The sequence below is a fragment of the Lysobacter arseniciresistens ZS79 genome (assembly GCF_000768335.1).
GTDB lineage: Bacteria > Pseudomonadota > Gammaproteobacteria > Xanthomonadales > Xanthomonadaceae > Novilysobacter > Novilysobacter arseniciresistens.
Genome location: NZ_AVPT01000008.1, coordinates 22,757 through 43,501, shown reverse-complemented (window position 1 = coordinate 43,501; position 20,745 = coordinate 22,757). Strand labels below are relative to the sequence as shown.

Here is a 20,745-nt window from a genome sequence, read left to right as displayed (position 1 = left end):
ATGAAGCCCCGGGCATGCTGGAAAAGATCGTCCGTTTCGGCATCCACCATCGCTGGCTGATGATGGTGGCGACCTTGGCATTGATCGGCGTGGGCATCTGGAGCTTCACCAAGCTGCCGATCGACGCCACGCCCGACATCACCAACGTCCAGGTGCAGATCAACACCGAGGCACCGGGCTACTCGCCGCTGGAGTCCGAGCAGCGCGTCACCTATCCGATCGAGACCGCGCTGGCCGGTCTGCCGCAGCTGAACTACACCCGTTCGCTGTCGCGCTACGGGCTGTCGCAGGTCACCGTGGTATTCGAGGACGGCACCGACCTGTACTTCGCCCGTCAGCAGGTGGCCCAGCGCCTGCAGCAGATCCGATCGCAGATCCCGGAGGGGTTGGAGCCCCAGATGGGGCCCATCTCCACCGGCTTGGGCGAGATCTTCATGTACACGGTCGACGCGGCGCCAGAGGCACGCAAACCCGATGGCACGCCGTGGACTGCGACCGACCTGCGCACGTTGCAGGACTGGGTGATCCGGCCGCAGATGCGCAACACGCCCGGGGTGACCGAGGTCAACACCATGGGCGGCTACGAACGGCAGATCCACATCACTCCGGACCCGTCCAAGCTGGTCGCGCTCGGCTTCACCTTGCAGGACATCGTCGATGCGGTGGCCGCCAACAACCAGAACATGGGCGCGGGCTATATCGAGCGCAACGGCCAGCAGTACCTGGTGCGCGTGCCCGGCCAAGTCGGTGGGCTGGATGAAATCCGCAACATCGTGCTGGACCGCCGCGAAGGCCTGTCGATCCGGGTCAGCGACGTGGCCCAAGTCGGCGAAGGCCCGGAATTGCGCACCGGTGCAGCCACCCAGAACGGCGAGGAGGTCGTGCTCGGTACGGTGGCGATGCTGGTCGGGGCCAACAGCCGCGAGGTCGCCCAAGCCGCGGCCGCCAAGCTGGAAGACGCCAACGCCAGCCTGCCGGCCGGAGTCGAGGCGACCGCGGTGTACGACCGCACCGAGCTGGTCGACCGCACCATGGAGACGATCTCCAAGAACCTGGTCGAGGGCGCGCTGCTGGTGATCGTGGTGCTGTTCCTGCTGCTCGGCAATTTCCGCGCGGCGCTGATCACCGCCGCGGTGATCCCGTTGGCGATGCTGTTCACCATCATCGGCATGGTCAAGGGCGGTGTGTCGGGCAACCTGATGAGCCTGGGCGCGCTCGATTTCGGCCTGATCGTCGATGGCGCCGTCATCATTATCGAGAATTGCCTGCGCCGCTTTGGCGAGATGCAGCACCGGCTCGGCCGGGTCATGACCGATGACGAGCGCAAGGATCTGACCGCCACCGCCACGGTCGAGGTGATCCGGCCCAGCCTGTTCGGCTTGTTCATCATCGCCGCGGTGTACCTACCGATCTTTGCGTTGACGGGCATCGAGGGAAAGATGTTCCACCCGATGGCGATCACCGTGGTGCTGGCGCTGACCGGCGCGATGGTGCTGTCGTTGACCTTCGTCCCGGCGTCGGTTGCTCTGTTTCTCGGCGGCAAGGTCGAGGAAAAGGAAAACCGGGTGATGCTGTGGACCAAGCGCCGCTATGCGCCCGCGCTGGCGTGGTCGCTGCGGCACCGCCGGTGGGTACTCGGCGGTGCGCTGGCGCTGGTCGTGGTCAGCGGCCTGCTGGCGACGCGGCTGGGCAGCGAGTTCATCCCCAGCCTGGACGAAGGCGATATCGCCATGCACGCGATGCGCATCCCCGGCACCGGCATCGAACAGGCGGTGAAGATGCAGATCGCGGTGGAGGAGCGCGTGATGCAGATCCCCGAGGTCGAGCGGGTGTTCAGCAAAATCGGCACCGCCGAAGTCGCCACCGACCCGATGCCGCCGAACGTGGCCGATACGTTCCTGATGATGAAACCACGGGATGCCTGGCCGGATCCGCGCAAGCCCAAAGAGGTGCTGATCGCGGAGATCGAGGAAGCGGTGTCGACGATCCCCGGCAACAACTACGAGTTCACCCAACCGATCGAGATGCGCTTCAACGAACTGATTTCCGGCGTGCGCGCGGATGTGGCGATCAAGGTGTTCGGCGATGACCTGGATACGCTGGTGGAGGTGGCCGAGCAGATCGAGGCAGTGACCAAGCAGGTCAGCGGCGCCGCCGACGTCAAAACCGAGCAGGCCACCGGCCTGCCACTGCTGACGGTGGTGCCGGATCGGGAAGCACTGGCGCGCTACGGGTTGAACCCGAGCGTGGTGCAGCAGACCGTCGCCACCGCCGTGGGCGGACAGGTCGCCAGCGAGCTGTACGACGGCGATCGTCGCTTCGATATCGTGGTGCGATTGCCCGAACAGATGCGGGCAGATCCGACGGCGCTGGAAGACCTGCCCATTCCCCTGGGCGGCAATATCAACGCCGACGAATCCAGCCGCGATCCCGCATGGTCGGACGACACTCCGCAGACCATTCCGTTGCGCGAGGTGGCGACGATCGAGAAGATACTGGGTCCGAACCAGATCAACCGCGAGAACGGCAAGCGCCGCGTGGTGGTCACCGCCAACGTGCGCGACCGCGATCTGGGCAGCTTCGTGGCCGAGCTGCAGCAACGCGTCGAGCAGCAGGTCGACATTCCGGAAGGCTACTGGGTCGACTACGGCGGCACGTTCGAGCAGTTGATCTCGGCCAGCCGCCGACTGGCGGTTGTGGTGCCGGTGACCCTGGTGCTCATCTTCGGCCTGCTGTTCATGGCGTTCGGCTCAGCCAAGGACGCGGCGATCGTGTTCAGCGGGGTGCCGCTGGCGCTGACCGGCGGCGTGTTCGCACTGGCCCTGCGCGGGATTCCGTTATCGATCACCGCCGGCGTCGGCTTCATCGCACTGTCCGGCGTGGCGGTACTCAACGGCCTGGTCATGATCGCCTTCATCCGCAAGCTGCGCGAACAGGGCGACCGGCTGGAGGATGCCATCGTCGACGGTGCCCTCGGACGCCTGCGTCCGGTGTTGATGACCGCGCTGGTGGCTTCGCTGGGCTTCCTGCCGATGGCGTTCAACGTCGGCACGGGCTCGGAGGTACAGCGGCCGCTCGCAACGGTGGTGATCGGCGGCATCGTGTCCTCGACCCTGCTCACGCTGCTGGTGCTGCCCGCGCTTTACCGTTGGCTGCACCGTGACAGTGAGAACGGCCAGAAGGTGCTGAGCGGTTGAACCCCTATCGTCTCATGTGCAGCGGTGGATCATTGCCGCGCCCTGGAACGGGCGCGGCAATCACACGGGTCGATGATCGTGCTGGAGGGGTTGTGTTCGAACACCGGTTACCCAGATCAGGGATGGCTGGCAGGGGCATGGCGCAACGTCTCCAAGATGGTGCATTGACCGCATTCTCCTCCGTCGCAGCTGTGGATCACGCGCTCCAGTTCCGATGCCATCCGCTGCAGGTCATCGAGCCGGGTCCGAATGTCTTTCAGATGACCCCGCGCCAGCTGGTCGACCTCTTGGCAGGACAGCGCTTCATTCTCGGCCAGACGCAGCAGACTGCGGATTTCCGGGAGCGAGAAGCCCAAGTCGCGACCGCGACTGACGAACCGCAACCGGTCGACATCCGCCGGCCGGTAGTCGCGGTAGCCACCGGACGTGCGCGGGGGCGCGGGCAGCAGCCCGATCCGCTCGTAATAACGCACAGTTTCCAGATGACAACCACTCGCGGCGGCGGCCTCCCCGATCTTCATGGCTTGACCCTGTAGTGGCTACAGGCTTTAGCATGCGATGTTGCCCCCTTGGCCGCAAATCGCTGCGGTCAATCAACCGAGAATGAACATGAGTGACTGTGGCTGCCATCCCGAAGCCGAGAACCCGAAACAGCGGCGTGTTCTCTGGATTGCATTGGCCCTCAATGCCGCGATGGCGTTGATCGGCGGAATCGCCGGATGGATGGCCCAGTCGACTGGATTGCTAGCCGACGCGTTGGACATGCTGTCGGACGCCAGCGCCTACGCCATTGGCCTCATTGCGATCGGACGCAGCGCGAGGTTCAAGGCCAACGCCGCCTATGGCAGTGGCGGCGTGCTGTTGCTGCTGGGACTGGGCGTGCTGGTGGAGGTTGGACGTCGGGCGATCTTCGGCAGTGAGCCGGCGAGCGGTTGGATGATCGGCGTGGCGCTGCTGTCCTTGGTGGTCAACATGACCGTATTGCGCATGTTGAGTCCGCTACGTTCTGGCGGTGTGCATTTGCGCGCAAGCTGGATCTTCACCCGTGCCGATGTGGTGGCCAACGTCGGCGTCGTCCTCTCCGGCGTCCTGGTCGCAGTCACGAACACGCGCTATCCGGACCTGATCATTGGCACGTTGATCGGCCTGTACGTGATCCGCGAGGCATTTGAAATCCTGTCGGAAGCTCGTCAGGCCAAGCGCAAAGCACACGGGTCTGATACGGCCGGGCCATAAGGCTCACACCTGATGAAGAAGACACTGCTCCGCAATCCCAATCCAAAAGCACTTGCTTGGCTGCTCGCATCACTCCTCGTGATCGTGGCGGACCAGCTGAGCAAATCCTGGGTATTGACTTCGCTCCCCGAGTTCACAGCTGTCCCTGTCGTCGAGGGCTGGTGGAACTGGTATCGCAGCTACAACACCGGTGCAGCTTTCAGCCTTCTCAGTGATGCAGGCGGCTGGCAACAACCTCTACTCGTCAGTTTGGCATTGTGCATCACGGGGTTGCTCGGCTATTGGTTGAGCAAGACGCCAACAGACGACTGGAAAACTGCACTTCCTTACGCCTTGGTGATCGGAGGCGCACTAAGCAACGTCATCGATCGCTTGCTGCGAGGCCATGTGGTCGACTTCATCCAGTGGTACTGGCGCGACCATTATTGGCCGGTGTTCAATCTGAGCGATATGGCTATCGTCGCCGGCGCGAGCGGCATGTTCCTCGTCGGGTTGCTCGCCTCGCCGCGTGATCAACACCATCGCGCTGCACAGAGCCGTAGTTCTGAGACTCACATCCGATGATGAAGAAGCAGTTTCATGCACTCCGAAGCGGCGCGCATTTGCAGTGGCTCCTCGCCACCCTTTTGGTGCTTGCTTCCGTACCAGTCGCTTATGCGCAGTCGCCCGGACAGGAGGCGGCCGTGGTCTGGCGCCTGCTCGATTACATCGCCGTCGATTACGCAAGCGCCGTGCAGGGTGGCAAGGTGATCAGCCCTGCCGAATACGCGGAGATGCAGGAATTTTCCGCCACGGCCAGCGAGAAGATCGCGGCGCTACCTGCGAATGCCCAAAAACCCGAGCTACGCGAGGACGCTGCGCAGTTGACCGGACTGGTCGAAGCCCATGCTCCGCCTGACGAGGTCGCCCGTCAGGCGCGCTCCTTGGCAACGGCTCTCGTTGCGGCGTATCCCGTCCCGCTCGCGCCCTCGCAGCCGCCGGACGTGGATCGCGGGGCCGCGCTGTATCAGCAGATGTGCACGGCGTGCCACGGAGTGGCCGGCGCGGGCGATGGTCCGGCCGCCGCTGGAATGGAACCGCCGCCGATCGATTTCACCGATGAGGCGCGTGCGCGAGAACGCAGTCTGTTCGGGCTTTATCAGGTCATCACGCAGGGCCTGGAAGGCACGGCGATGACCAGCTACGCGCATCTGTCCGATCAGGATCGCTGGGCGCTCGCCTTCCATGTAGGGCAGTTCGCGTACGCGGCCGAGGAGACGTCCGAACCACCGAAAGGCGCCGAAAACCCGCTTGCCACGCTGCAAGAACTGGTGCAGATCACGCCCGCAACGCTGGCGAATGAAGTGGGTGAGCAACAGGCGCGTGCGATCACCGCCTTTCTGCGGCGCCACCCTGCGGCTTCCGTGCCGGCCACGGGCTCGCAGTTGTCGCTCGCGCACACTCGCCTCGCGAATGCCGTGGCGGCGTACGGCCGAGGCGACCAAACGGCCGCCAAGTCGGCTGCGCTGTCGGCGTATCTGGATGGTTTTGAGCCCGTCGAACCGCAACTGGCGACCCGGGCGCCGGACCTCATGCGTGACATCGAGCAGAGCATGCTGAGTCTGCGTGCCAGCATCGACCAACAAGCCGGACTTGAAGAAGTGAAGCAACGTGCAGTCACGGCCGCCTCGCTGCTCGACAAGGCGGAAACGGTACTGTCGAGCACAGCCGACAATGCCGGCTGGGCCGGTTTCGTGGGCGCCTTGACGATCCTCGTACGCGAAGGCCTGGAGGCGTTGCTGATCGTGATCGCAATCGTGGCGTTCCTGCGCAAGGCGGAACGACCAGACGTGCTGCCCTACGTCCACGCCGGCTGGGTGGGTGCCTTGCTGGCTGGCGCCGGAACCTGGGCTCTGGCCACGTACGTGGTCAGCATCAGCGGTGCACAACGTGAGGTCGTCGAGGGATTCTCGGCACTGTTCGCCGCAGTTGTTTTGGTGAGCGTGGGGCTTTGGCTGCATCAAAAGAGCTATGCCGGTCTCTGGCAGCAATATCTACAGCAGAAGCTGTCGCGCGTATTGTCCGGCAAGTCGGCCTGGTTCCTGCTGGTCCTGAGCTTCGTCGCGGTGTACCGGGAAGTCTTCGAGACAATCCTGTTCTACTCGGCGATGTGGCACGGCGGTGGCGACAACAGCATGATTCTGGCCGGCTTTGCCGTGGGTGTAGTGATTCTTGTGGTCGTCGCGGTGACCATGTTGCAGTTCTCGCGGAAGCTGCCGATCGGGCGGTTCTTCTTCTGGAGTTCATTGCTGATGGCGATCCTCGCGGTCGTACTGACCGGCAAGGGCGTAGCCGCATTGCAGGAGGCCGGATGGCTGAGTGTGGCGCCGATCTCTTTCCCGAGGATCGACTGGCTTGGTGTGCATCCGTCGCTGCAGGTGGTTCTTGCGCAAGCGGCCGCGCTGCTCCTCCTGATAGCCGGGTTGATCTACAACCGCCGAACTGCCGCCGCGGCAGAGCGCTAACCCTTCACCTTGGCACCGCGACACCGAGTCTAGTCAGAAAGTCCTGGAGGGCTGACCCATGGGCGATTCATGCTGCAGCGGCACTGTCGATATCCGCGCCATGGAGGCGCGGCAGCGGCGGGTGCTGATGATCGTGCTGGAGATCAACATCGCCACGTTCGTGATGATGCTTTCGGCGGCCATCTACAGCGGATCGTCGTCGCTGCTATCGGGCAGCCTCGACAACCTGGGCGATGCACTCACCTACCTGTTGAGCATCGCTGTGATCGGCGCCAGCACACGGGCCAAGGCCAAAGTCGCGCTGCTCAAGGGATTGCTCATCCTTGGGGCCGCAATGGCGGTGGCGGTCCAAGTCGGCTGGCGTCTCGCGCATCCGGAGGTGCCGATCTTCGAAGCCATCGGCATCGCCGCGCTGCTCAACCTAGCGTTCAATGGCATCTGCCTATGGTTGTTGACTCCGTATCGCCATGGAGATGTGAACATGGCCTCGGCATGGGAGTGTTCGCGCAACGATGTGTTCGAAGGCTTCGCGGTTCTGCTGGCAGCCGTGGGCGTCTGGCTGTTCGACGCTGGCTGGCCTGATCTGCTCATCGCCGCGGCGTTGCTGGTGATGTTCCTGCGCTCGGCGTGGCGGGTGCTGCGCTCGGCGTGGCGTAGCTACAAGCGGGAAGATGCGTGATGAGCGCCGGACACGATCATGGCGGTGGCGAGGTCAAGCACGAGAAGCCCTTGTGGTGGGCACTCGGCCTTACCGCCACCTTCCTGGTCGCCGAGGTCATCGGCGGCCTTCTGACCAACAGCCTGGCACTGCTGTCGGATGCGGCGCACATGGCGACCGACGTGATCGCTTTGACGATCTCGTTGGTCGCCGTGCGCCTGAGCCGGCGACCACCTGATGCCAAACGCACCTACGGTTATGCGCGCATGGAAGCGATCGGCGCGCTCGTCAATGGAGGCATGCTGTTCCTTGTTGCCGGCTACATCCTCTGGGAGGCGGTCGGCCGCTTCAGCGAGCCCCCGTCAGTAGCCTCGACCGGGATGCTGGTGATTGCGGCACTGGGATTGGTGATCAACCTGATTGCCATGCGCTTGCTAAAAGCCGGGAGCGGCGAGAGCCTCAACGTCAAGGGCGCCTACCTGGAAGTCTGGGCCGACATGCTCGGTTCGGTCGGAGTGATCATCGGCGCGCTGATCATCCAGTTCACCGGCTTCTACATCGCCGATCCCATCATCGCGGTGCTGATCGGACTATGGGTGTTGCCGCGCACCTGGACGCTCCTGCGCGCGGCCGGGCAGGTGCTGATGCAGGGTGTCCCTGACGGGCTGGATCTCGAAGCGGTGCGGGCAATGATGCTCAGCCATCCAAGCGTCGAGGCCATCCATGACGTGCATGCATGGGCCTTGGCATCCAAAGAGCCGATTCTTACCGCTCATATCGTCCTTGCCAGTGCGACAGACGATGTCGACCAGGTGCGAGGGACGTTGGCCGCTGCGCTCGATGAGCAGTTCGGTATCGCGCATGCCACCCTGCAGGTAGAACGGTTCGCCTGCACCACAGAGACCTTCCATGTCTAGCTGCGGGCTTGTTATGACAACCCACAAGGAACACGGGCTCGCCACATTGTGGCAAACGCCCTAGGGATGGGACTCCGATGAGAAATTCCCAGCAACTCTGGAGTGAAATCCAGACCATCACGCGTGGTTTACGCGTGCTGGTAAAGTAGCCCTATGTCGATCCGGTCACTGCTACTGCGGCTGTTCCTCGGTCTCGTTCTTGTACTGAACGGGACCGCGACAGCCATGGCGGCGGTACACATGAGCCATGCCGACATCCTCGCAGCAACTTCGCCAGTGGCGGCGTTCTCCGCGAACGCCGACGGAGAGGACGAGGCGCCGTGTCACGGTGCTGATCAGACGAAAGTCGCGACCGCCCATCCCGATTCCGGCGGACACCCGCACGGCCCCGCCGACGCAGGCACACCATCGCCGGATTGCTGCGAATCGGGCATCTGCAGTTGCGCGTGCATGCACCCGGCCCAGGCAGCCACCGTGGACGCGGTAATAGGTCTCGGGTCGATCGAGCGCAGCGACAGCGTGCGCCCGATGTTCTCGGTGCACGCCTCGCCCGCGCTGCCTCACTTGATCCGACCACCCATCGGCTAAACGTCCCCAGCGCCACAAAGGCGCTCTTCGGCCTGACCGGAACCCGGACAGGCCGTTCCGTCGCCTGCGTATCGGGCGAGTTTCCTGACGTTTTCCGGAGTCCTGTTCATGTCATCCGATCCTTTTGGCCGCGGGGCCAGCGGGTTGCCGCAGCCGTCGCGGCGCCGTTTCGTGCAGGGGCTGGCCGCTGGTGGCGCCATTGCCGGGCTGGGGCTGTGGCCCCGGCAAAGTTGGGCTGTGCGCACCGAAGGTGTGCCCAACGTCCTGTCAGGCACCGAGTTCGACCTGACCATTGGCGAGACGCCTGCGAATTTCACCGGCGTGACCCGCACCGCGATCACCGTCAACGGCTCCATTCCGGCGCCGTTGCTGCGTTGGCGCGAAGGCACCACGGTCAACCTGCGGGTCACCAACGCGCTGCCACCCGGTTCGATCCACGGCCATTCAACTTCGATCCATTGGCACGGCATCCTGTTGCCGGCCAACATGGACGGCGTGCCGGGACTGAGCTTCGACGGCATCAACCGCGGCGAGACCTACCACTACCGTTTCAACGTGGTGCAGGGCGGCACCTACTGGTATCACAGCCACACCGCGTTCCAGGAGCAGGCCGGCCTGTACGGCCCGCTGGTGATCGAGCCGCTGGAGCCCGAGCCGTTCCGCTACGACCGCGACTACGTGGTCATGCTGACCGACTGGACCGATCTCGACCCGACGTATCTGTTCGATCGTCTCAAGAAGATGTCCGATTTCGACAATTTCGCCAAGCAGACCGTTGGCGACTTCTTCGACGACGTGCAGCAGCACGGGCTGTCGGCGACGCTTCAGAACCGCAAGATGTGGGGCGAGATGCGGATGACGCCGACCGACCTGTCGGACGTCAACGGCAACACGTACACCTACCTCATGAACGGCACGACCTCACTTGGCAACTGGACCGGTTTGTTCCGCTCCGGTGAGAAGGTGCGCCTGCGCTTCATCAACGGCTCCTCGATGACCCACTTCGACGTGCGCATCCCGGGGCTGAAGATGACGGTGGTCGCCGCCGACGGCCAGTATGTGCACCCGGTGACCGTCGACGAGTTCCGGATCGCCACCGCCGAAACGTTCGACGTGATCGTCGAGCCGACCGGGCAGGATGCGTTCACCATCTTTGCGCAGGACCTGGGTCGCACGGGGTATGTCAGCGGCACGCTGGCCGTGCGCGAAGGTTTGCGCGCGCCGGTGCCGTCGGTCGACCCCAAGCCGATCCTGACTATGGACGACATGGGCCACGGGATGATGGGCGGGGCCGGGCACGACATGTCGGCGATGTCGGTCGGCGCGATGGCCGGCATGGATCATGGCGGCATGGATCACAGCCAGCACGGCACCACGTCGATGAAGCCCGGACCGATGGCGACCATGGATCACGGCGCCGCGGGCATGCAGGCGCATCCCGCCAGCGAGACTGGCAACCCACTGGTCGACATGCAGACCATGAACCCGGTGCCCAAGCTCGACGACCCCGGCATCGGCCTGCGTGACAACGGGCGCAGGGTGCTGACCTACGCCGACCTGCGTAGCACCTTTCCAGACCCGGACGGCCGCGAGCCCGGCCGCGAAATCGAACTGCACCTGACCGGCCACATGGAACGCTTCGCCTGGTCGTTCGACGGCATGAAGTTCTCCGACGCGGAACCGTTGCGACTCAACTACGGCGAGCGCATGCGCATCGTGCTGGTCAACGACACCATGATGACCCACCCGATCCACCTGCACGGCATGTGGAGCGACCTGGAGGACGCCGACGGCAACTTCCAGGTGCGCAAGCACACCATCGACATGCCGCCCGGCAGCAAGCGCAGCTACCGCGTGCGCGCCGACGCGCTCGGCCGCTGGGCATACCACTGTCATCTGCTCTACCACATGGAAGCCGGCATGTTCCGGGAAGTGGAGGTGAAGGAGTGATCGCCATGAACCTATCCGTCCCTCGTCCACGTATTGCCGCCATTGCCGCCGCCACGCTGCTGGCGCTCGGCCTGGCACCGGCCTGGGCCCAAGAGATGGACCATTCCATGCACCAGCCGGTGGAGCTCACCGCGCCGGCACAGGAAGCGCCCGAACCGCAAGATCTCCACGCTGGCCACCAAATGCCGCCTGCCGAACCCGTTGAGCAGGAACGGGAGCAGCCTGTAGACCACTCCATGCATGCGCCTGCCGAACAGGCTCAGCCAGCACCTGAAGCAGCGGACGCGCCGGTTGATCCCCATGCGGGCCACGACATGGCACCGGCCACCCCGCAAGCCGAGCCGATGGACCATGCGGCCATGGGACATGGCACTGCCATGGACCAGGACCTGCCCGCGACCGCACCGCCGCTCGATCCGATTCCGCCGGTGACACCGGGCGATCGCGCCGCGGCGTTTCCGGATGTTGATGGGCACGCGGTGCACGACACGGCGATCCATTCGTACTGGCTGCTCGACCGGCTGGAGACCTGGGACGGCGACGAGGAAGGCACCGGCGTGGGTTGGGAGGCGCTGGCCTGGATCGGCACCGATCTTGATCGCGTCTGGTTGCGCAGCGAAGGCGAGCGCGTGGATGGCACTACAGAGTCTGCCGATGTCGAGGTCCTGTACGGCCGCGCAATCGCACGGTGGTGGGACTTGGTCGCCGGCGTTCGTCACGATTTTGGAGAAGGGCCGTCGCAGACGTTCGCCGCCTTCGGCGTGATGGGTTTGGCGCCGTACATGTTCGAGGTCGATGCGACCGCCTATCTCGGCGAGTCAGGCCAGACCGGTCTCGCGCTTGAGGCCGAGTACGAGACGCTGTTCACCAATCGCTTGATCGGACAGTGGCTGGTCGAAGCCGAAGCCTGGGGCCAGGACGATCCGGTGCGGGGTATTGGTGATGGCCTCAGCACACTGGAGGCCGGCTTCCGCCTGCGTTACGAGTTCCATCGCCAGTTCGCGCCGTACATCGGCGTGGTGTGGGAGCGCGCCTACGGCGGTACTGCCGACTACCGGCGTGAACAACTGGACGACATCGAGGACACCCGCGTCGTCGCCGGCGTCCGAATCTGGTTCTAGGGGAGACCACCACCATGGCAGTCGTGAAACGCAAAACGCTGTTCATCCTGGTCGGACTGTCCGTCATCGCCGTGTTGGCGGTGGCGGGATTCATCTGGTCGGGCCTGTACAACATTGGTGCCGATGATCCGCATACCGGGCCGGTCTACGCGGCGCTGGAAACCCTGCGCGAACGCTCGATCGCGGTTCGGGCCAATGAGTTGCAGGTGCCGAATCTGGATGATCAGGTTCGGATTGTTCAAGGCGCGGGTAATTACGCCGCCATGTGTGCCGGCTGCCACCTGGCACCGGGCATGTCGGAAACCGAGATGAGCCGGGGCCTGTATCCAGCGCCGCCGAACCTGACCGAGCATAGGGTCGACGCCGCCGAAGCGTTCTGGGTCATCAAGCACGGCATCAAGGCATCGGGCATGCCGGCCTGGGGCGAGAGCATGGCCGACGAGTACATCTGGAACATGGCTGGGTTCCTGCAGGTGCTGCCGACACTCGACGCAGCCGAGTACCGGGCCATGGTCGACAGCAGCGGTGGCCATTCGCACGGCGGCGGTGAAACGCAGCCTCATGCCGACGGGGAAAACGCCGCGCCGGACCATCATGGCAACCCCGCAGCAGGCGCGGACGCGGCCGACGGTGCCGGAGGGCATGAGCACCCACCGGGTACGCCGCCGCACGACGATGCGGCGGCCGAACCCCAGACCGGCATGGACGACCACCAAGGCGCTGGCGGCGACGCGCCGCATTCGGACACGCCTGCCGATCACCACGAGACCGGGACGCAACCCGATGCGCAGCCGGAGATGGTCGAGCACCACCATGCCGACGGCACCGTGGAGTCGCACCCCGCACCGCAGAACCCGCCGGCGGATGACGGCCACGAACATTGACCACGGAGCCACGACCCATGAAATCTGTCGCAACCTTTCTTGTCCTCATCCTCGCCGCTGGCGGGCTCAGCGTCGCATCCGCCCAGACGCAGCCGGACGCGGCTTCGCACGCGCATCACGCGCCCGCACCACCGAACCAGCCGCAACTGGACGTCCCGGCCGAAGCAGAAGCAGCTACGGCGGTGGCCGAGCGCTTCAGCGACGCCCTGTCCAGCGGCGATCTGGAAACGGTGGGGGAGCTGTTGGCGCCGGACGTGTTGATCCTGGAGTCGGGCGGTGCCGAACGCAGCCGCGAGGAATACCTGGGCCATCACGCCATCAGCGACGCGAAGTTCCTCAAGGGCGCGCACCGGCAACTGCTGCGTCGGCGCGCACGCGCTGCCGGCGACCTCGTCTGGATCGGCAGTGAGAGCGAACTGCACGCCGAAAAGGACGGCAAGCCGCTGGTGCTACTCAGCACCGAGACCATGGTGCTCAAGCAGACGCCGGACGGCTGGCGCATCGCGCACATCCACTGGTCCTCGCGACCGAAGCGCTGACTCGGAGGTGGTCTTGAAACTTCGGCATTCCGCTGGCATCGCGATCATGCTTGCCGCCAGTGCAGCACTGGCGGCTTGCGATCAACAGCCCTCGCCACCGAACGGCTCGACATCCACTATCTCGGAGGCGGCTCCAGCCGCTGCCGATGTTCCTGCCGGCGACGCGCTGCCGTTGATGGTCGTCCACAAAAGCCCGACCTGCGGCTGCTGTGAGCTATGGGTAGAACACGTGCGCGAGGCCGGGTTCCCGGTCGATGTGCGCAACGTCCAGAACCTTCATCCGATCAAGCAACGGCTAGGCGTACCGTACGGTAAGGGCTCCTGCCACACCGCGGAAGTGGCGGGCTACGTGATCGAAGGTCACGTGCCGGCTGGGGACATCGTGCGCCTGCTGGCGCAGCGACCGGACGCGAGGGGGCTGGTCCTTCCGGGCATGCCGCTGGGTTCGCCCGGCATGGAGATGCCCGATGGCCAGACCCAGTCTTATACGGTCGAACTCGTCACCCGCGATGGCACCACGGAGGCATTTGCCCAGCATTGAAGCAGGCAGTTAAAAGGGGGCGGTGATGCGGGCGCGCCGATTCTCGCCCGCTATCGCAACAAGGAGTAGGACATGACCCACCACACTGCAGCCCATCGACCCCAGGCCATGAACGATTGCATCGATAACTGCACCCAGTGCCATGCGATCTGCCTGGAGACCATCAACTACTGCCTCGGCCAAGGCGGCCAGCATGCCGCGCCCGAGCACATCGGCCTGCTGGCGACGTGTGCAGACATCTGCGCCACCAGCGCAGACGCCATGCTGCGCGGCGCTGCCGTTCACACGATTACCTGCGGCGCGTGTGCGGAGATCTGCCGTCAGTGCGCCGATGCCTGTGACCGCATGAACGACGACAGCGAGATGAAGCGCTGTGCCGATGCCTGCCGCCGTTGTGCGGAGAGCTGTGCGGCGATGGCAAGCCAATAACGGTTTGCGTGAACCGCTGGTTCCCTTCAAGGGCGCTTTGCAATACACGAAGCGGCTATACGGCATCCTTGAAGGGAAGGTTTTTCGCATCGACATCCGCCCACTCAAGCCGCGCAGTGACTTCGGCAGGCGTCCTGCGACCACGCTCAATGAACGAGAAAGGCTTGACTCTGGACCATGGTCAAGACCGCAGACTGCCGGTATCCAGTCAGGAGCGCGGCTCATGCAAATCGGACAACTCGCCCAGCACGCCGGGGTCGCCATCGACACCGTGCGCTATTACGAACGCCATGGAATCCTGCCTGAGCCGCGACGACAGGCGTCCGGCTACGGTCGTTACGGCGAGGACGACGTTGCGCGGCTGCGCTTTGTCCGTCGTGCGAAGGGGCTGGGCTTTACCTTGACCGAGATCCGCGACCTGCTGGCCTTGTCCAGCCGCCCGGCCGACGACATGGCAGGGCTGAAGGCCGCGGCCAACGAGAAGCTCGTCGATGTGGAGCACAAGCTGGCCGAGCTGACCCGCATCCGCGATGGTCTGCAGACGCTGGTGAGGTCCTGTCCCGGCCACGGCGCGTTGGCACGTTGCCCGATCCTGGCGGCCCTGTCGGAGGAGTCGGCATGAACGCTCGCGACCATCAACACAAGCACGACCACAAGGCGGGCCAGTCGCACTGCAGCACCGGTGGGGCCGCGGACGGGCAGGGCGCGCATTCGTGCTGCGCATCCGGCGGCTCGACGCCGCCGCGGTCGCCCGGAAGCGACGGCACGGTCACCGATCCGGTCTGCGGCATGCAGGTCGATCCTGCGACCAGCCAACACCACGCACGGCACGATGGCGACGACTACTACTTCTGTTCGGCTCGCTGCCTTGAGCGCTTCCTCGCCAGCCCCGACAAATATCTTTCGCCATCCGATTCCGAACCCGACCCGGCGCTGGCCGGCGCCACCTACACCTGCCCGATGCATCCGGAAGTGCGCCAGATCGGCCCCGGCACCTGCCCGATCTGCGGCATGGCGCTGGAGCCGGAAATGCCGAGCCTGGACGACGAGGAGAATCCGGAGCTGCGCGACTTCTCGCGCCGGTTCTGGTGGACGTTGCCGCTGACCCTGATCGTTCTGGTACTGGCGATGTTCGGCCACTACTGGCCGGCGTTGTCGGTAACGGCTCGCACCTGGATCGAGCTCGCGTTGGCCGTGCCCGTGGTGCTCTGGGCCGGCTGGCCGTTCTTCGAGCGTTGCGTGGCATCGATTCGCAACCGCAGCCCCAACATGTTCACGCTGATCGGCATTGGCGTGGCTGCCGCGTTCGGCTACAGCGTGGTGGCAACCATCGCGCCGGACCTATTTCCAGCGTCGTTCCGCGAGCACGGACGGGTAGGGGTCTATTTCGAGGCGGCAGCTGTCATCGTCTCGCTGACGCTGCTCGGCCAGTTGCTGGAGCTGCGCGCCCGCAGCAAGACCGGAGCGGCGATAAAGGCGCTGCTCGGGCTGGCCCCGAAGACAGCGCGGCGCATCAACGACGACGGCAGCGAAGAGGACATCCCGCTTGAGCATGTGCACGTAGGCAACCGTCTTCGCGTGCGCCCGGGTGAGAAGGTGCCAGTCGATGGCGACGTGGTCGAGGGCCGTTCCAGCATCGACGAGTCGATGCTGACCGGCGAGCCGATCCCGGTCGAGAAGGCCACCGGCGACAGCGTAATCGGCGCGACCCTCAACACTACCGGTGCACTGGTGATCCGCGCCGGCAAGGTCGGCTCCGACACCGTGCTGTCGCAGATCGTGCAATTGGTGGCGCAGGCACAGCGCTCGCGCGCGCCGATGCAGCGCATGGCCGACAAGGTCGCGTATTGGTTCGTTCTCGCCGTGCTGGCGGCCGCGACAGCGACGTTCTTCGTCTGGGGGCTGTTTGGCCCCGAACCGGCGTGGACGTTCGCGGTGCTCAACGCGGTATCAGTGCTGATCATCGCCTGTCCGTGTGCGCTTGGATTGGCGACGCCGATGTCGATCATGGTGGCCACCGGCCGCGCCGCACAGCATGGCGTTCTGTTCCGCGACGCCGAGGCAATTGAGCGACTGCGCACGATCGACACACTCATCGTCGACAAGACCGGCACCCTGACCGAGGGGCGCCCGGCCTTCCGCGAGGCGATCGCACTTAACGGCTTTGTCGAAGCGCAGGTGCTGCAACTGGCCGCCAGCCTAGACCAGGGAAGCGAGCACCCATTGGCCGCCGCGATCGTCGCCGGTGCGCGCGAGCGTGGCCTGCAGCTGGACAAGGCCGAGGAGTTCGACTCCGTCACCGGCCTCGGTGTGCGTGGTCGCGTCAACGGACACGAACTGGCCTTGGGCAACAGCGCGCTTATGCGCGAACTGGATATCGAACTGCAGGCGCAACACGATATCGCCGAGACGTTGCGCAAGCAGGGCGCGACCGCGATGTTCCTCGCCATCGACGGCCGCTTGGCCGGCATCGTCGCGGTTGCGGACCCCATCAAGGAGAGTGCCGCTGCAACCATCGACGCCCTGCAGGCCGCCGGGCTGCGCATCGTGATGGCCACCGGCGATGGTGAAACCACCGCTCGCGCCGTGGCCGCCGAACTCGGCCTCGACGAGGTGCATGGTGAAGTGCGCCCGCAGGGCAAGGCCGAGCTGGTCCAGAAGCTCAAGGCGGAAGGTCGCCGCGTGGCGATGGCCGGCGATGGCATCAACGATGCTCCCGCGTTGGCCGCAGCCGACGTCGGCATCGCCATGGGCACCGGCACCGATGTCGCCATGTCCAGCGCCCAAGTCACTCTCGTCAGGGGCGACCTGCGCGGAATCTTGCGCGCCCGCGAGCTGTCCGCGGCGACGGTCGGCAATATGAAGCAGAACCTCGGCTTCGCGTTTTCCTACAACGCGCTTGGCGTGCCGATCGCAGCCGGCGTGCTATATCCAGTGTTCGGGTTGCTGTTGAGCCCGATGATCGCGGCGTTGGCCATGAGCCTGAGCTCGGTGTCCGTGGTCGCCAATGCCTTGCGCCTGGCCAAGACGTCATTGTCAGTTGCGCCATCGACCTCCCGATCGCCCGAACGCGCACCGGGAGCAGCCCAGGACTAGGTTCGACTTCAACGGAGGCACGTCATGCAAACGCAGCGGGAGCACACGTCCGGATCACACGCCAGCATGAAACGAGGAGATCCGAATCACTATCTCCGCTTGGCTATCGAGTTGGCGATCGACTTCGTGATCATGTACCTGGTGATGTACACCATGATCCGCTCACTCGATCATTTCTACCTAAACATCAACAACGTCTGGATGACCTTGATGATGGTGACGCCCATGGCGCTGGTGATGATGGTGGCCATGCGAAGCATGTTTCCCTCGCGGAACCGCAATCTTCTAGTCGTCGCGGGCGCGCTCGTGGTCTTCGGCGTGAGCTACTACGGCATGCGCACGCAGTGGGCGGTCGGGGACGAGCAGTTCCTCAAGTCGATGATTCCCCATCACTCCGGCGCGATTCTGATGTGCCAGGAGGCCTCGATTACCGATCCGGAGATCGAGGCACTGTGCCGCGAAATCGTCGCGGCGCAGCGTCGGGAGATTGCGCAGATGGAGGCCATGCTGGAGCGGTACTAACCGCGTGGAGAGGGTCCGGCCCGGCGTGGTCAGGATCAAACATTTGGGAACTGAGGGATCTCTGTTGTCGCCGTGCCGCACGACCTAGAGATGCTTACTGAATGCGTGGCGATCCACAGGGACCGAGACGCAGCCTTCGATGGCCATCGGATGACAAGACGTGACTTGGTGCAACAGACGTGCGGCTACGCGGGCTGTAGTGCCGTCACGGTCAAACGCGGGAGAAAGTTCTGCGACGTCGCATAGCTTGACCCGGCCAGTGCCGACGACTCCAGTCAGCAGCGCTTCGGCGACTTCGATAGCCACGCCCCGAGCACTCGGAGCGCTGACGCCCGGCGCGGTGGACGGCGGCAGGACATCCAAGCAAATCGTCAAATAGATGACCTGGGCGGGCTCGAGCCATTGCAACAGCTGCGCGATCTTCGCGTCCACGCTTGCCAACATGGCCGACCGCGCGGCATGCGGCCTGGGCGAAGTCGACGGCGAGCTGGTTTGCGTAGGCAGTTCGACCACCATCGGTGGCCGCGCGGTGCTCGCCGACGGCAGTCGCGTCAACTTCAACCAGGACCCGAGCGGCGACGGCGATGCCTACGAGATCTATTCGCCGGCATTGCACAACTTCAACTCCAATCCGTACCTCAACGCGGTCAATCCGATCAAGCGTCTGAGCTTCAGCAGCTTCGGCAATTTGTCGCTGACTGAAAATACGACGTTGTTCAGCGAACTGATGTTCACCAATCGCCAGTCCGACCAGGTCGCCACTCCCGGCGGCATTGGCCAATACCGTCCGATCAACATCGCCGCAACGCATCCGACCAATCCGACCGGGCAGGACTTGCTGCTGCAGCGCCGCCGCCTGCTGGAAGCTGGTGTACGCGATTTCTACCAGGAGACCAACACGTTCCGCACGGTATTGGGACTGGAAGGCCAGTTCGAAGCGGGCGGGGGTTGGTGGGACTGGAGCACAGCCCTGAACTGGGGCCGGAACACCGGCATCGACGGGTCGACCAATGTCGCCAACCTCGACCGCGTCGACCAGACCCTCGATACGTCGGTCTGCAGCAATGCGCCCGGAGCGGCCATCCCGTGCGCCGACTACCTGGGCTATGGAGATATCACCCCGGAGGTGCTGGACTACATCCTGTTCACCACCCGTGACAACGGCGGTAACGAACAAAAGAGTTTCACCGCCAACCTGAGCGGCCAGCCGTTCGAACTGCCTGCCGGCTGGTTGGGCGTGGCGACCGGCATCGAGGTTCGCACCGAGCGGGGCTGGCGCGATCCGGACCAGCTCACCGTGCTCGGTATCGCCAACACCAACCAGCAGGATCCGATCGCGGGCGAATACACCGCCAAGGAAGCGTTCGCGGAAGTTGCGGTGCCGTTGCTGAAGGACGTGCCGTTCGCAGAGATGCTCACCCTCAATGCGGCGGTGCGCTATTCGGACTACGACCTGTTCGGCGCCGACACCAACTACAAGGTGGGCCTCGACTGGCAGGTCGTGCCATCGCTGAAGGTCCGCGCCAACTACGCAACCGCGTTCCGCATCCCGAACGTGCCGGAGCTTTTCGGTGGTGTCGCCGAAGGCAACCTGACCACGACCGATCCGTGCAGCGGATGGAGCAGCCTGCCGCCATCGTCCGTGGTCTACCAGAACTGTCAGGCTTCCGGCGTTCCCGCCGGCTATACCCAGCTGGGCAACTCGATCCTCACCACGGTCGGCGGCAATGCGAACCTGCAGCCGGAAAATGCCGAGACCCTCACGATTGGCACGGTGTGGACCCCGACATTCCTGTCGGACCTGACCCTGACGCTCGACTATTTCAACATCAAGATCGACAACGCGATCCAGCGTATCGAAGGCTCGACCAAACTGGCGATCTGCTATGAGACACCGGGTTTGACTCATCCGTTCTGCGACGGCTCCAACTTCACCCGTAATCCGCAGACCGGCGAGATCAACTTCCTCTCGTCGCAGCCGGTCAACGCGGCGAGCGAACGCGTCTCCGGTGTCGACCTGGGCATGCTTTATCGGTTCACCATGGCCGGCATCGACGCCAGCGTGAACTGGGATGTGTCGTACCTGAAGAACTACGACGTGCGTCCGTTCCTGGGCGCGGATGAGATCAGCTACGCGGGAATGATCACGGGCGGCAGCGGCAGCTACACGCAATGGCGTTCATTCGGTGGGTTGACCCTGGTCGAAGGACCGTGGTCGGGCACGTACACCCTCCAGTACATCGGGTCGGCGGAAGACATCAACGCATCGCCCGGCGACATTGGCGATCACTCGCCAAGCGTGGCCTACCACAATGCACAGGTGAAATACGCGTTCAGCCCGTCGTTCGATATCGCCGTTGGCGTCGACAACCTGTTCGACAAGGAGCCGCCGTTCATCCAGAGCTGGACGGACGCGAATACCGACACCATGACCTACGATCTGCTGGGCCGTCGCTGGAACGCCAAGCTGGCCTACCGCTGGTAGCCAGTCCGCGATCCCGTCGGCGCCGAGACGCCGGCGGGATCGGGTCGTTCCGGTCCGCCCTGTAATGGATAGCTACCT

19 protein-coding genes are annotated in these 20,745 nt (G+C 64.5%); 17 read left to right on the top strand and 2 right to left on the bottom strand.

All coding sequences use genetic code 11. From position 1 onward, the window contains the following. The first annotated feature begins 14 nt into the window (after positions 1 to 14). Positions 15 to 3,197 carry an efflux RND transporter permease subunit gene (locus N799_RS06090; RefSeq protein WP_036209414.1) on the top strand — a complete coding sequence of 1,061 codons (3,183 nt, stop codon included), beginning with the start codon at positions 15 to 17 and terminating at the stop codon, positions 3,195 to 3,197. 116 nt (positions 3,198 to 3,313) lie between these two features. On the opposite strand, the gene N799_RS06085 is transcribed toward N799_RS06090, so the two are convergent. Then, the gene (locus N799_RS06085) at positions 3,314 to 3,718 is read right to left on the bottom strand and encodes a MerR family transcriptional regulator (RefSeq protein WP_036209411.1); all 405 of its coding nucleotides are present in this window, start codon (positions 3,716 to 3,718) and stop codon (positions 3,314 to 3,316) included. Positions 3,719 to 3,806: 88 nt separating this feature from the next. On the opposite strand from N799_RS06085, the gene N799_RS06080 reads away from it, so the two are divergent. From N799_RS06080 to N799_RS15935, 15 genes are all read left to right on the top strand, one after another. Continuing rightward, on the top strand, positions 3,807 to 4,433 hold the full coding sequence (locus N799_RS06080) for a cation diffusion facilitator family transporter (protein ID WP_052101301.1): 627 nt from the start codon (positions 3,807 to 3,809) through the stop codon (positions 4,431 to 4,433). Between the two features lie 24 nt (positions 4,434 to 4,457). Then, positions 4,458 to 4,997: a signal peptidase II gene (gene lspA / locus N799_RS14650; RefSeq protein ID WP_152597843.1), complete on the top strand. Its 540-nt coding sequence runs from the start codon at positions 4,458 to 4,460 to the stop codon at positions 4,995 to 4,997. Next, on the top strand, positions 4,994 to 6,937 hold the full coding sequence (locus tag N799_RS06075; protein WP_238978798.1) for a cytochrome c/FTR1 family iron permease: 1,944 nt from the start codon (positions 4,994 to 4,996) through the stop codon (positions 6,935 to 6,937). The genes lspA and N799_RS06075 overlap by 4 nt, the downstream gene beginning before the upstream one ends. 58 nt (positions 6,938 to 6,995) lie before the next feature. Beyond that, positions 6,996 to 7,616 (top strand): cation efflux transmembrane domain-containing protein, encoded by a 621-nt coding sequence (locus tag N799_RS06070; protein WP_036209408.1) that lies wholly within the window; start codon positions 6,996 to 6,998, stop codon positions 7,614 to 7,616. Further along, positions 7,616 to 8,512, top strand: a complete 897-nt coding sequence (locus N799_RS06065) for a cation diffusion facilitator family transporter (protein ID WP_036209406.1) — start codon at positions 7,616 to 7,618, stop codon at positions 8,510 to 8,512. The genes N799_RS06070 and N799_RS06065 overlap by 1 nt, the downstream gene beginning before the upstream one ends. A gap of 153 nt (positions 8,513 to 8,665) precedes the next feature. Next, positions 8,666 to 9,100, top strand: a complete 435-nt coding sequence (locus N799_RS15230) for a CopL family metal-binding regulatory protein (protein WP_152597836.1) — start codon at positions 8,666 to 8,668, stop codon at positions 9,098 to 9,100. Positions 9,101 to 9,208: 108 nt separating this feature from the next. Further along, positions 9,209 to 11,050: a copper resistance system multicopper oxidase gene (locus tag N799_RS06060; RefSeq protein ID WP_036209403.1), complete on the top strand. Its 1,842-nt coding sequence runs from the start codon at positions 9,209 to 9,211 to the stop codon at positions 11,048 to 11,050. 5 nt (positions 11,051 to 11,055) lie between these two features. Beyond that, positions 11,056 to 12,171: a copper resistance protein B gene (locus N799_RS06055; protein ID WP_036209545.1), complete on the top strand. Its 1,116-nt coding sequence runs from the start codon at positions 11,056 to 11,058 to the stop codon at positions 12,169 to 12,171. A gap of 23 nt (positions 12,172 to 12,194) precedes the next feature. Further along, complete coding sequence (locus N799_RS06050) at positions 12,195 to 13,055, top strand: c-type cytochrome (protein WP_425476960.1); 861 nt, start codon at positions 12,195 to 12,197, stop codon at positions 13,053 to 13,055. 17 nt (positions 13,056 to 13,072) lie between these two features. Continuing rightward, positions 13,073 to 13,594, top strand: coding sequence for a YybH family protein (locus N799_RS06045; RefSeq protein ID WP_036209397.1), 522 nt, complete (start codon positions 13,073 to 13,075; stop codon positions 13,592 to 13,594). Positions 13,595 to 13,640: 46 nt separating this feature from the next. Next, the gene (locus N799_RS06040) at positions 13,641 to 14,135 is read left to right on the top strand and encodes a DUF411 domain-containing protein (protein WP_425476971.1); all 495 of its coding nucleotides are present in this window, start codon (positions 13,641 to 13,643) and stop codon (positions 14,133 to 14,135) included. Between the two features lie 72 nt (positions 14,136 to 14,207). Further along, the gene (locus N799_RS06035; protein WP_036209392.1) at positions 14,208 to 14,564 is read left to right on the top strand and encodes a four-helix bundle copper-binding protein; all 357 of its coding nucleotides are present in this window, start codon (positions 14,208 to 14,210) and stop codon (positions 14,562 to 14,564) included. A gap of 223 nt (positions 14,565 to 14,787) precedes the next feature. Next, positions 14,788 to 15,186 (top strand): heavy metal-responsive transcriptional regulator, encoded by a 399-nt coding sequence (locus N799_RS06030; RefSeq protein ID WP_036209390.1) that lies wholly within the window; start codon positions 14,788 to 14,790, stop codon positions 15,184 to 15,186. Continuing rightward, a complete protein-coding gene (locus N799_RS06025) occupies positions 15,183 to 17,660 on the top strand; it encodes a heavy metal translocating P-type ATPase (RefSeq protein ID WP_081974730.1) in 2,478 nt (825 codons plus the stop codon). The genes N799_RS06030 and N799_RS06025 overlap by 4 nt, the downstream gene beginning before the upstream one ends. 24 nt (positions 17,661 to 17,684) lie before the next feature. Then, positions 17,685 to 18,182 (top strand): DUF305 domain-containing protein, encoded by a 498-nt coding sequence (locus N799_RS15935; protein WP_081974728.1) that lies wholly within the window; start codon positions 17,685 to 17,687, stop codon positions 18,180 to 18,182. A gap of 84 nt (positions 18,183 to 18,266) precedes the next feature. Here N799_RS15935 and N799_RS14645 read toward each other — a convergent pair whose 3' ends face one another. Further along, positions 18,267 to 18,614, bottom strand: coding sequence for an arginase family protein (locus N799_RS14645; protein ID WP_238978793.1), 348 nt, complete (start codon positions 18,612 to 18,614; stop codon positions 18,267 to 18,269). Between the two features lie 10 nt (positions 18,615 to 18,624). Between N799_RS14645 and N799_RS06015 the strand changes: the two genes are divergently transcribed. Further along, positions 18,625 to 20,667 (top strand): TonB-dependent receptor domain-containing protein, encoded by a 2,043-nt coding sequence (locus tag N799_RS06015; RefSeq protein WP_203225030.1) that lies wholly within the window; start codon positions 18,625 to 18,627, stop codon positions 20,665 to 20,667. Positions 20,668 to 20,745 lie beyond the last annotated feature (78 nt).